Annotated in this window: 10 protein-coding genes; 2 read left to right on the top strand and 8 right to left on the bottom strand. The window is 67.1% G+C overall.

The window, feature by feature from the left end; genetic code table 11:
* Window positions 1-35 precede the first annotated feature (35 nt).
* The 4 genes from ACVFYP_RS12790 to ACVFYP_RS12775 all read right to left on the bottom strand — a co-directional run bounded on the left by ACVFYP_RS12790 (window position 36) and on the right by ACVFYP_RS12775 (window position 3197).
* Window positions 36-638, bottom strand: a complete 603-nt coding sequence (locus ACVFYP_RS12790; protein WP_499200572.1) for a TetR/AcrR family transcriptional regulator — start codon at window positions 636-638, stop codon at window positions 36-38.
* Between the two features lie 10 nt (window positions 639-648).
* Window positions 649-1641: an aldo/keto reductase gene (locus tag ACVFYP_RS12785; RefSeq protein ID WP_499200571.1), complete on the bottom strand. Its 993-nt coding sequence runs from the start codon at window positions 1639-1641 to the stop codon at window positions 649-651.
* A gap of 85 nt (window positions 1642-1726) precedes the next feature.
* Window positions 1727-2455: a substrate-binding periplasmic protein gene (locus ACVFYP_RS12780; protein ID WP_499200570.1), complete on the bottom strand. Its 729-nt coding sequence runs from the start codon at window positions 2453-2455 to the stop codon at window positions 1727-1729.
* A gap of 7 nt (window positions 2456-2462) precedes the next feature.
* Window positions 2463-3197 (bottom strand): SDR family NAD(P)-dependent oxidoreductase, encoded by a 735-nt coding sequence (locus tag ACVFYP_RS12775; RefSeq protein WP_499200569.1) that lies wholly within the window; start codon window positions 3195-3197, stop codon window positions 2463-2465.
* A 164-nt stretch (window positions 3198-3361) separates the two neighbouring features.
* On the opposite strand from ACVFYP_RS12775, the gene ACVFYP_RS12770 reads away from it, so the two are divergent.
* Complete coding sequence (locus ACVFYP_RS12770) at window positions 3362-4276, top strand: alpha/beta fold hydrolase (protein WP_499200568.1); 915 nt, start codon at window positions 3362-3364, stop codon at window positions 4274-4276.
* Window positions 4277-4298: 22 nt separating this feature from the next.
* Here ACVFYP_RS12770 and purF read toward each other — a convergent pair whose 3' ends face one another.
* The 4 genes from purF to radA all read right to left on the bottom strand — a co-directional run bounded on the left by purF (window position 4299) and on the right by radA (window position 8910).
* The gene (gene purF / locus ACVFYP_RS12765; protein ID WP_499200567.1) at window positions 4299-5780 is read right to left on the bottom strand and encodes an amidophosphoribosyltransferase; all 1482 of its coding nucleotides are present in this window, start codon (window positions 5778-5780) and stop codon (window positions 4299-4301) included.
* 9 nt (window positions 5781-5789) lie between these two features.
* On the bottom strand, window positions 5790-6350 hold the full coding sequence (locus ACVFYP_RS12760; RefSeq protein ID WP_499200566.1) for a CvpA family protein: 561 nt from the start codon (window positions 6348-6350) through the stop codon (window positions 5790-5792).
* A 103-nt stretch (window positions 6351-6453) separates the two neighbouring features.
* Window positions 6454-7428: an NAD-dependent epimerase/dehydratase family protein gene (locus ACVFYP_RS12755; protein WP_499200565.1), complete on the bottom strand. Its 975-nt coding sequence runs from the start codon at window positions 7426-7428 to the stop codon at window positions 6454-6456.
* Window positions 7429-7482: 54 nt separating this feature from the next.
* On the bottom strand, window positions 7483-8910 hold the full coding sequence (gene radA, locus ACVFYP_RS12750; RefSeq protein WP_499200564.1) for a DNA repair protein RadA: 1428 nt from the start codon (window positions 8908-8910) through the stop codon (window positions 7483-7485).
* 702 nt (window positions 8911-9612) lie between these two features.
* On the opposite strand from radA, the gene ACVFYP_RS12745 reads away from it, so the two are divergent.
* Window positions 9613-12288, top strand: a complete 2676-nt coding sequence (locus ACVFYP_RS12745) for a glycosyltransferase (RefSeq protein ID WP_499200563.1) — start codon at window positions 9613-9615, stop codon at window positions 12286-12288.
* Window positions 12289-12320: the final 32 nt, after the last annotated feature.

The raw sequence follows: 12320 nt of genomic DNA, 5'->3' as shown, positions 1-12320 counted from the left end.
CCACCGACGCTGAAGGCGGGCCTGCTGGCCGGCCTTCAGCGGGCCGTGCCGAGGCCCTTCACCAGCAGGTCCAGCACGGCGTCGAGCCGCGCGGGCGCGGTTTCATCGGCGGCCTGGTCCCGGACATGATGCGGGTGGTGGAAGCGCATGGTGGCCTCCAGCAGCAGCACGGCCGTGGCCTCGGGGTCCTCCACCCGCCAATCCCCCGCCGCATTGCCCTGGCGCAGGATAGTCGCGACATGGCCGCGCAGCGTCGCGACATGGGCGGCCACCGCCTCCCGATGTTCCTCGGCCAGAAGGTGGTAGGCGGCGAACAGCTCCGGATCGCCCAGCACTTTCTGGCGCTTCAGCCCGGCCAGGGTGCGGATGTAGCGGGCCAGGCGATCGGGGGCCGGGTCGGGGCTGGCGACGATCGGCTCCAGCGGCACCACCACCGCATGCAGCCAGCGCGCCACCACCGCCTCCCGCAGCGCGGCCTTGCTGGGGAAGTGGCGGTAGACATTGCCATGGCTCATCCCCAGCGCGCGGGCGACATCCACCACCGTCGCCTTGGCCGGGCCATGCCGGCGGATCAGCGCCTCCGCCGCATCGAGCATGCGAAGGGCGGAGGGGTCGAGGGAGGTGGTGGAGTCGGTCATCGCGTCCTTTTCAGGCGGTAGGACGCTCGCTGTCCAGCATGGCCATCTGATGCGGGTCGTAGCGGGTGCCGGCGACGGCGCTGGCCGGCACCGCCGCCTCCAGCGCCGCGAGGTCCGCGGGCGTCAGCCGCAGCGCCAGCGCGCCGAGCGCCTCGGCCAGGCGCGCCGGGGTGCGGGCGCCGACGAGGGGGATGACATGCGGCCCCTGCGCCAGCACCCAGGCGATGGCCAGTTGTGCCGGCGTCGCCCCGCGTTCCGCCGCGAAGGCCGCGAGCGCCGCGGCCAGCGCCTGGTTGCGGACGAAATTCTCGCCCTGGAACCGTGGCGAATGGCTGCGGAAATCGCCGCGGCCGCCGGGCAGCGTGCCGCCGAGCAGGCCGCGGGACAGCACGCCATAGGGGTTCAGGGCGATACCGAGCTCGGCCAGCACCGGCATGATCTCCGCCTCCGGCCCGCGCGACATCAGCGAATATTCGATCTGCAGCGCCGCGATGGGGTGGGTGGCATGGGCGCGGCGAATGGTGGCGGCGCCCATTTCGGACAGGCCGATGTGGCGGACATAGCCGGCGGCCACCAGCTCCGCGATCGCGCCCACCGTCTCCTCGATCGGCACGGCCGGGTCGAGGCGGGCGGGCTGGTACAGGTCGATATGGTCGGTGCCGAGGCGCTTCAGCGTATAGGCCAGCGCGGTCTTCACGGCGTTCGGGCGCGTGTCGAAGCCGATGAAGGCGCCGGAGGGGTCGCGCTGGGCGCCGAACTTCACCGCGATGAAGGCGCGGTCACGGCGGCCGCCCTTCAGCGCCTCCCGCAGCAGCATCTCATTATGGCCCATGCCGTAGAAATCGCCGGTGTCGAGCCAGGTGATCCCGGCCTCCTGCGCCGCATGAATGGTGGCGATGGAGGTGGCCTCATCGGCCGGGCCATAGAAGTCGGACATGCCCATGCAGCCAAGGCCAAGGGCGGAGATGCGGGGGCCGTTGGGGCCGAGGTTGCGATAGTCCATGGGGGGTCGCTCCGTCACTGGGTGTGACGGGCAGATAGGGCAGGATATGACGAATGACAATAGACAGATTTTGTCATTATGCCGGTCAGCCGGTGGTGTAGCTCCGGTAGATCCTTGCGGCCGTCCCGTCCCGCTCCAGCCGCGCCATCGCCGCCTGCAATTCTGCGATGGGCAGGTCGCGCGGGTCCGGATGGGCGGCGAGCCAGGCGGAGATGATCTGCAACGCCGGTCCGGTGCGGACACCGCCGGGGCGGCCGATGGCGGCGAATTGCTGGATGATCTCCGGCTCCGTCGCGTACCAGGCCGCGATCCGGCCCTCCGCCAGCGCCAGCGCCAGCTCCCGCCCCGTCTCCAGCACCATCAGGTTGTCGAAGCCGTTTTGGCGCAGGAACACCTCCTGCAACCCGTTGCGCACCACGCCGATGCGGGACAAAGCGCGGGCGCCCACCAGATCCACCGCGGGCTGGTCGGCCAGGGTGCCCATGGCCTGCGGCACCTCCACCACCTGCGCCACCCAGCGAAACTGCGCCTCCCGCGCCGGGGTGCGGCCGATCGGGCAGAGCAGCGTGCCGGGGGTGCTCCGGGTGCGGTCCACCGCCTCCCCGAAGCTGAGGAAGGTGAAGCGCGGCGTGCGGCCGATGGCGGTGATCGCTTCCGCCAGGATGTCGAGGGTGATGCCGTGCCGATCAGGGCCTGGGAATGACAACGGCCGGATGTCGGAGGTCAGAATCTCCAGCGGTTCGCTCGCCCGCGCCAGCCCCGGCAGGGCCAGCGCGGCGGCGACCAGGCTGCGGCGCGGGAGGAGGGCCGTCATCCGGCGATCAATGGGTCGGCTGCGAGGGTGCGAAAAGCACCCTCTCGCCGTGCCGCGTCTCGCTCGGCAGGCAAAGCGTGGCCAGCGCCGGCGCCACCTCCGCCGGCTGGGTCAGTTGGGACGCGTCCTCGCCCGGCATGGCCTGGGCGCGCAGCTTGGTGGCGACGATGTCCGGGTCGAAGAGGTTCACCCGCAGCGGCGTATTGGCCACTTCCTGCGCCCAGCTCTGCACCAGATGTTCCATGCCCGCCTTGGTCGCGCCGTACATCCCCCAATAGGCCTTGGGCCGCAGCACCCGGCCGGTGGTGACGAAAACGGCGCGGCCGGCATCGGAGGCGCGCAGCGGCGGGTCGCAGCTGCGGATCAGGCGCCAGGCGGCGGTCAGGTTCACCCCCACCGTCTGCGCCCAGTCCTTCGGGTCGATATGCGCCACCGGGGTCAGCTTGTTCAGCACGCCCGCATTGTGCACCAGGATATCCAGCCGCCCGAAGCGCTCCATGATCGAAGGCCCGATCAGGTCGAGCTGCTTCTCGGCATCCTTGTGCAGATCGAGCGGCAGCAGCGTGGCGCCGCGGCCGGAGACGACGCGGACCGCGTCATCCGTCTCCTCCAGCCCGCCTTGGGTGCGGGCGATGAGGACGAGTTGCGCGCCCATCCGCGCCAGTTCCACCGCCAGCGCGGCGCCGATGCCGCGGGAGGCGCCGGTGACCAGGGCAACACGGTTTTCGAGGGGAAGGCTCACGGCGATGTCCTGATGCTGGGATGGCATGGCGTTGCTGGCCATCTCCTCCCCGTCCCCGCGTCGCGCGTCAATCCATACGGGTGCGAAGTGGCGCCGGCGGCGCATATCGGCTTCAACAAGGGCGCCGATACCGGGCCTTGGAGAGTATGGGGATGAGGCGTGCCATGATGATCCTCGCCGGCTTGGTCCTCGTGGTGATCCTGGGCGCCGGCGCCTGGCTCTACACGCCCGACCGGCCGCGCGCGGCACTCGAGGCGGCCTATGCCACGCCACCCTCGACCTTCCTCGATATCGCCGGGCTGCGCCTGCATCTGCGCGACACCGGTCCACGCGACGCGCCGGCCCTTCTGATGCTGCACGGCTTCGGCGCCAGCCTGCACACATGGGAGGATTGGGCGGCGGGGCTGGAGGCCGATTACCGCGTAATCCGCATCGACCTGCCCGGCTTCGGCCTGACCGGCGCCGATGCCGGCGGCGACTACAGTGATGCCCGCGCCCATGCCGTGCTGCTGGCGCTGCTCGACCGGCTCGGCCTGCCGCGCGCGACGCTGATCGGCAGTTCCATGGGCGGGCGGATCGCCTGGGGCTTTGCTGCCGCCCATCCGGACCGGGTGGCGAAGCTGGTGCTGGTCTCACCGGATGGTTTTGCCTCGCCGGGTTCGGACTATGGCAAGCGGGCCTCGGTGCCGCTGTTGATGCGGGTGCTGCCCTATACGCTGCCGCGCGGGATGCTGCGCGGCAGCCTGGCCGCCGCCTATGCCGACCCCGCCCGGCTGACCGCGGAGGTGGAACAGCGCAGCTACGATCTGATGCTGGCACCCGGCGTGCGCCAGGCGGTGCTGGACCGCATGGCGGGGCATGTGCTGCCCGACCCCGTGCCGTTGCTCGGCCGGATCACGGCGCCGACGCTGCTGCTCTGGGGTGAGCGGGATGGGATGATCCCGCTGGCCAATGCGCAGGACTACCTGGCGGCCCTGCGGGATGCGCGGCTGGTGACGCTGCCCGGCATCGGCCATGTGCCGCAGGAGGAAGCGCCGCGGGACACTCTGGTCCCGCTGCGCGACTTCCTGGCGCGATAAGCGTGATGACCGAAGGTTTGATCTAGCGGTTGGCGACCTGCAGCAGCGGCAGCGGGCGTTCCGAATTGTCCTGCTGGTCGAGCAGCGCGATGGCGTAGTCGCCGGTGAAGCAGGCGTCGCAATAGGCCGGCGCCTTGGGGTCGCGCCCCTCCCGCCCCAAAGCGCGGTACAGCCCATCCAACGAGATGAAGGCGAGGCTGTCGGCGCCGATGATGCGGGCCATCTCCTCCACGTCGTGATTGGCGGCCAGCAGCTTGGAGCGTTCCGGCGTGTCGATGCCGTAGAAGCAGGAATGCGTGGTCGGAGGAGAGGAGATGCGCATATGCACCTCCGTCGCCCCAGCCTGGCGCACCATTTCCACGATCTTGCGGCTCGTGGTGCCTCGGACGATGGAATCGTCCACCAGCACCACGCGCTTGCCCTCGATCATCGACCGATTGGCGCTGTGCTTCAGCTTCACGCCGAGATTACGGATCTGGTCCGTCGGCTCGATGAAGGTGCGGCCGACATAATGGTTGCGGATGATGCCGAGCTCGAAGGGAATGCCGGCCTCGGCCGCATAGCCCATCGCCGCCGGCACGCCGCTATCGGGCACGGGCACGATGACATCCGCCTCAACGCCTGATTCGCGCGCCAGCTCAGCACCGATGCGCTTGCGCGTGTCGTAGACCGGCGTGCCTTCCACGATGGAATCCGGCCGGGCGAAGTAGATGTATTCGAAGATGCAGAACCGCGAGCTGGCCGGGCGCGCGAAGGGACGGATGGAGCGCACGCCGGAATCGTCGATCAGCACGATCTCGCCCGGCTCCACGTCGCGGACGAAATCGGCGCCGACGATATCGAGGCCGCAGGTCTCGCTGGACAGCACGAAGCCGCCCGCGGGCAGCTTGCCCAGGACCAGCGGCCGCACGCCCAGCGGGTCCCGCGCGCCGAGCAGCGCGCCATTGTGCAGGGCGACCAGGCTATAGGCGCCCTGCACCTGCTTCAGCGCGTCGATCAGCCTGTCCATCACCGTCGAGTAGAGCGAGATGGCGATGAGGTGGATGAACACCTCGGAATCCGTGGTGGACTGGAACAGGCAGCCACGGCGCACCAGGGCCCGCTTCAGCACATGCGCATTGGTCAGGTTGCCATTATGCGCCACGGCCAGGCCGCCGAATTCGAAATCGGCATAAAGCGGCTGCACATTGCGCAGCGCCGTCTCACCGGTGGTGGCGTAGCGGTTATGGCCCAGCGCGGCATGGCCGGGCAGGCCGGCGATCACCGCCGCATCGCCGAAATTGTCGCCCACCAGGCCGCGGCCCTTATGGGCGTGGAACTGTCCCTGGCCGGCGAGAGAGACGATGCCCGCCGCCTCCTGCCCTCGATGCTGCAGGGCGTGCAGCCCGAGCGCGGTCAGCGCGGCGGCATCGCTGCTGCCCCAGACCCCGACGACGCCGCATTCCTCATGCGGATGGTCGTCGTCGCCGATATCCCACTGGCTGGCAAACGGGGCCTGGTTCATGCGCGTCCTTCAGATCCGGCTGCGCGCGGGGGGGCGAAGCAGCTGGTCCATGCTGGGTTCCTGGCGGCCCGTGCCTTCCGGCAGGCGCGGGCGGAATTCGTCCGGCAATTTTGCCACCACCCAGGCCGCGCCCTGCGCCGCGAGGGGCAGGGAACGGGCCTGACGGACCGGTTCCGGCCAGCGATCGCTGTCCGGCAAAACCAGTCCGGCCACGATATAGGCGATCACGACCACGAAAGCACCCCGCGCGAGTCCGAAGACCAGCCCAAGTACGCGATCCACGCCACCCAGGGCCGAGCGCTGCACATGGCCGGCCAGCCAGGCAATCAGCAGCTTGAGGATAATGAGCACCACCAGGAAGACGCCGCCCACCGCGATGCCGGTGGCAAGCCAGGGCGGATCGACATGGGCAGCGACCAGCGGCGTTACCTGCGGCTCCGCCAGAATGGCCAGGATGATGGCGCCGGCCCAGGCGCCGACGCCCAGCACCTCCCGCACCAGCCCCCGGAAATAGGCGAGCCCCGCCGAAAGCAGCAGCAGGACGAGAATGATGGCATCGACCCAGGTCATCGCGGCTGCCTATAGCGGGCGAGGGGGCAGGTGTCATGCCGCTGCCGGGCGGCGCAACCGCCTCGGGCCACGTCATCGGCCGACGACGTCGGAGCCTCCGGCCTCAAACCCCGTTCCACTCCCGGAACCAGGTCACGAATTTCGGGATGCCCTCGGCCAGGCTGATATGCGGGGAGAAGCCGGCCAGTTCCTGGATGGCGGAGATGTCGGCGAAGGTCTCCTCCACATCCGCCACCGGACGCGGCGCATCGATGATCTTGGCGCGGCGGCCGAGCCCCTTCTCCAGCAGCTGCACCAGGGTCATCACCCGCTCCGACCGGTTGTTGCCGATGTTCAGCAGGCGGGCGCGGTCGCCGGGCGGCGGCGGGTGAGGCAGGCAGCCGATCACACCCTGCACAATGTCGTCGATATAGGTGAAGTCGCGCTTCAACTCGCCCTTGTCATACAGCGTGATCGGCTTGCCGGCCGAGATCGCCTTGGCGAAGCTGTAATACGCCATGTCCGGCCGGCCCCAGGGGCCATAGACGGTGAAGAAGCGCAGCCCGGTCTGCGGCAGGCCATAGATGTGGCTGTAGGCTTGGCCGATCAGCTCATCCGCCCGCTTGGTCGCCGCATAGAGGGAGACGGGAAGCTCCACTGGATCCGTCTCGCGGAACGGCAGGCGCGTATTGCCGCCATAGACGGAGGAGGAGGAGGCATAGACCAAGTGGCGCAGCTTCGGCATGCGCCGCGCCGCTTCCAGCATCACCACATGGCCCATGACGTTGGAGGCGACATAGGCATAGGGGTCGACCATGGAATGGCGGACGCCAGCCTGGGCGGCCAGATGGATGACTTCCGTCACCTCCCCGAATTCCGGCTTCAGGGCGCGGAACACCTCATTGCGGTCGGCCAGGTCGAGGCGGAGGAAGTGAAAATTCGGCGACGGCTTCAGCCGGGCCAGCCGCGCTTCCTTCAACGCCACGCTGTAATAGCTGTTGACGTTGTCCACGCCGACCACACGGTCGCCCCGCGCCAGCAACGCCGCAGCCACATGAGACCCGACGAATCCCGCGACGCCCGTGACGAGGATCGTCATTCGGTCTCGATTCCCTCCGAAAGTCCCAGTAGCGCCGTCAGTTGACGGCCGCCGTCAAGGTTTCTCGGCACGGGCCGCGTCATTTTTCGCCCCACGCTTCACCGTTTGTGCCGCGAAGACGGCGACGAGATCGGCCAGATGTCCGGTCTCCTCCAGCTTCAGGCCGGGGATCGCGGGCGGCGTGGCGCTGCCGCGCGCCACGCGGCGCGGCAGGGTGGCGGCGGTAAAGCCGAGCTTCTGAGCCTCACGCAGCCGTGTTTCGGACTGACTGACCTGTCGCACCTCGCCAGACAGTCCAACCTCCCCAAAATAGACCGCGCCCGGGTCGGTCGGCCGGTCTGTGGCGGCGGACACCAGGGCTGCGGCCACGGCCAGATCCGCAGCTGGCTCTACGATCCGCAGGCCGCCGGCGACATTCAAATACACGTCATTCATGCCCACCCCCATCCCGCAGCGCGTTTCCAGCACCGCCAGAAGCATGGCGAGCCGCCCGGAATCCCAGCCGACCACCTGCCGGCGCGGGCTGCCGCCCGCGCTGGGTGAGAGCAGGCACTGCACCTCCACCAGCACCGGCCGCGTGCCCTCAATGCCGGCGAAGACCGCGCTGCCCGAAACATTGCCACGGCGTTCCGCCAGAAATAGGGCAGAGGGATTGGCCACTTCGACCAGGCCCCGCTCCGTCATCTCGAAGACGCCGATTTCGTCCGTCGCGCCATATCGGTTTTTGACAGCGCGGAGAATCCGAAACTGGTGGCCGCGGTCGCCCTCGAAGTAAAGTGTTGCGTCCACCATATGTTCCAGGACCCGCGGCCCGGCCAGCGTGCCCTCCTTCGTCACATGGCCGACCAGTACGATGGCGAAGCCACGCGCCTTGGCCAAGCGGATCAGCTCCGCCGCGCAGGCGCGCACCTGGCTGACGGTGCCGGGCGCGGAATCCAGAGCGTCCAGCCAGACGGTCTGGATACTGTCGATGATGACCAGGGCCACATCGCCCTCACCCTCCAGGCTCGCGACGATGTCGCGCAGGCTGGTGGCGGCGGCGAGGCCAAGTGGGCTTTCGGTCAGGCCGAGCCGGGCGGCGCGCAGCCGCACCTGCTCCACCGCCTCCTCCCCGGAGATGTAAAGCGCGCGGCGGCCGCTGCTGGCGATACGGGCAGCGGCCTGGAGCAGGATGGTGGACTTGCCGATGCCGGGATCGCCGCCGACCAGCACGGCCGAGGCCGGCACCATGCCGCCACCCAGAACGCGATCCAGCTCCGCGATGCCGGTCAGGATGCGCGCGGGGGGCGCCGACTTGCCCTTCAGCCCGACGAATTCCACCCGCCGGCCGCCCACCGCCTTGGCGGCCGGGCCGGGGCCGCGCGCCTCGGCGACTTCTTCCGACAGGGTGTTCCACTCGCCGCAGGCATCGCAGCGGCCCTGCCATTTGGGGTAGGCAGCGCCGCAGGCCTGGCAGACAAAACGGGTGATGGGCTTGGCCATGGTTCAGCCCGCGATTTCGCGCGGGATGCCGCACTGCGCGGGTCGGCGGGCCGACAGAGGCTCCTCGCCCTTCCGCTCCAGGGGGGCGCCGAAGACGGCCGCATGCATTTTCACCGACTTCACCTCCGCGTCGAAGATCCAACGCCGCGAACCGGACGCTGCGCTGATTGCGTGCTGCGTTCCTGGCCAGTGTGACGCCCGCCCTCTCCGGCGTCATGAGGCTTGGCGCCATCTCGCCTGGGCCATCCAATGATAGGACAGGCGCGCCTGGAAGACGCCCTTGAAGAAACAGCGCCCAGCAGACAACATTACCCTTCGCCTTGCCGGGCTGACAAGGCTCCCAGCCTGTTGAAGGTTGTCTGACCCAGGCCATGCAATGAGACAACCTTGTCTCTATTTGGGTGAGGCGTCTCCAATTGATCCGGCACTTTGCATGGCATCGCGATGACAAGTAGTGCCACCTCGAATCCAACCTGAAACTGGCTTGTGCGCTCCATCAGTCAAGTTTAAATGAATGCGACCTTAGAAAGGCCGCCTTGGGTCCCTCACATGGGCCCTCCGCCTCCGGCGGGGCGGCTGGTCAGTGACCAATGATAAGATCAACCTGTGACGCCAAGAGAGTCTTGAAGGTTTTGTCGTCGCCCGACTGTGGCGGCGGCGTTGATGTATTGTGTAGCGCGGTGCCCTTCGATGGAGCTTCCCTTGGACGAAAAGACGCAGATCCAGATTCTGAAGCAGAAGAAGCAGATCCATTCGAATTGGTACCGGACCGAGTATCCGGACGTCGCGATGCTCGGCATGGATTCCGCGTTGCACTATGTCCGTTATGGCGCGTTGCTGGGGCGCAGCCCTCGCCCCGGCTTCGACACAGGATTTTACGTCAGTAGATATCCCGATGTCTCCAAGAGTGGACTTAATCCGGCTGTCCACTACGCGCTGAAGGGCATCGAGGAAGAACGCCTCACCAAGGCGACCGACGTTGCGAAGTTTCGGGAACTTGCGCGGAAGTCCATGCTGCGGCTGCGCACCCGCCTGCTGAGCCAGGGGTTCACCGACAAGCCGCTCGCCTCGCTCGATGAACTGGCGCGCAATAAGAACCGCCCCTTCCACGCGACCTATGCGGCGCGGGAACTGGCTTTGTGGTATTATCGCTCGAAAACTCCCGAGGGTTATCAGAAGTCGCTGGAATACATCCTTCTTTCGCTGGACACGGCGCAGGATGACCACGACCGCGCCCGGGCTTTGACGATTCAGAGCCTCTGTCTTTACCTCCTCGGTCGAAGCGAGGAGGGGCGTACCATTCTGCCGGCAGCCAATCTTCCCGATTCCGAGATGCTGGATATCTACCTCGCCCATGCGAATCACATGACGAGCGAGGCGGAGCGGGTCGCGACCATTAACAAGGCTTTGGCGCTTTACGACATCCCGGATATCACGCTGGCACCCGAGAATGGCGGCCCCGCCTATGATCGCCTGCGTATGAAGGCGAAAATTCAGGAGGTGTCCGGGCCGAGCGCTCCGCTCGTGTCGATTCTGATCGCCTGCTACAATGCGGAAACGACATTGCCGACCGCGCTTGAATCGCTGCTGGTGCAGAGCTGGCGGAATTTCGAGGCGATTGTCATCGACGATGCCAGCAGCGATGGCACGGTGCGCGTCGCGCGGGAATTCGCCGCGCGCGATCCGCGTGTCAAAGTCCTGGAAATGCCGGTGAACGGCGGCGCCTATGTCGCCCGGAATCACGGCCTTGACATAAGCTCCGGCGCTTTCGTGACCATTCACGATGCCGACGACTGGTCGCATCCGACCAAGCTCCAGCGCCAGGTTGAATGGCTGATCAAGAACGAGGATTTCGTCGCCTGCACGTCGCAGCAGGCACGGGCGACCAATGACCTGGAATTCCTCCGACCGACGGCGAATTCGCAGCTTCGCAATGTCAACATGTCGTCCCTGATGACGCGCACGAAGTTCCTCAAGGAGAAGTGCGGCTACTGGGACACCGTCCGCTTCGGCGCGGATACGGAGATGCACAAGCGCCTGAACGTCGCCGCGGGGCGGGAGGCGGTGCAGCACCTCGAAAGCGGACCGCTGTCGTTCCAGCGTATCTCCGAGACCAGCATCGTCGCCGACGAATTTTTCGGCATGGAAGGTTTCTTCTTCGGCGCCCGCCATCTTTATGCCGAGGCGGCGGCGCTGAAACACAAGAATTCCGACCAGATCAAGTATCAGGGCAAGGACCAGGCCCGGCCATTTCTCGCGCCCTATCCGATGCGGCCGCATCGCGTGAAGGGCGAGCGCCGCCACTTCGATGTCGTCATCGCCTCGGAATTCCGCATGGCAGGCGGCAGCACGCGTTCCAGCATCGAGGAGATGCACTGCCAGCGCGCCGCCGGCGTGAGCACGGGCGTGCTCCAGATGTATCGCTACGACCTTGAGACGCCGCGCTCGATCTTCGCGGTGCTGGGCGAGGACATGGCGCTGGAAGACATCGACATGGTGGTCTACGGCGAGAAGATCTCCTGCGATCTTCTGATCCTCCGATATCCGCCAATCCTGCAGGAAACGCAGCGCTATATTCCGGATATCGCCGCGAAGAACATCAAGGTCATCCTGAACCAGCCGCCGATGAGTGAGTATTCGGAGCAGGGCGAGGTCCGGTTCACCCTGGAAGCCGCCGCCGCGAATTGCCGCCGGTATTTTGGCGCCGATGCGGAATGGCACCCGATCGGGCCGCTGATCCGCACCGCGATGCATGAGCACCACGCCGCGGAACTGCACCACATCAACCTCTCGGACCAGGATTGGCCGAATATCATCGATATCAAGGGCTGGAGCCGCGGCAAGCGTAAACGCTCACCCTCCGATCGCCTGCGCATTGGCCGGCATTCGCGCGATGCCTCGGTGAAATGGCCGAACAGCCGCGAGGATATCCTGGCGATCTATGCGCCGGCGGAGGATGTGGAGGTCCATGTTCTGGGTGGGGCGGATTCCGTCGCGCAGGTGATTGGCGATATCCCCCCGAACTGGACGGTCCTTCCCTTCGGCTCCGTGCATCCCCGTGAGTTCCTCGCGGAGATCGATGTCTTCATCTACTTCCACCATCCCGACTGGGTGGAAGCCTTCGGTCGCACGATTATCGAAGCGATGGCCGTTGGCGTGCCGGTCATTCTGCCGGAGTTCTATCGCCCCCTCTTCGGCGACGCGGCCCTTTATGCCGACAAGAACACCGCCCTCGACCTGGCCAGGCGCATCCACGCCGATGCCAAGGGATATGACGCGCAGGTCGACAAGGCGCGCGATTATGCCCGGAACAACTTCAGCTATGAGCGCCATCTGGAGCGGCTGAAGGCCGCCGGCGTCGGTTCAGTCCAATCCTGACCATCCCCCTCGGCCGCCGGTGACAGCACCGG

The sequence above is a fragment of the Roseomonas sp. F4 genome (genome assembly GCF_053891155.1).
The sequence above is the reverse complement of the archived record's forward strand: the minus strand, read 5'-3'. Positions and strand labels throughout refer to the sequence as shown.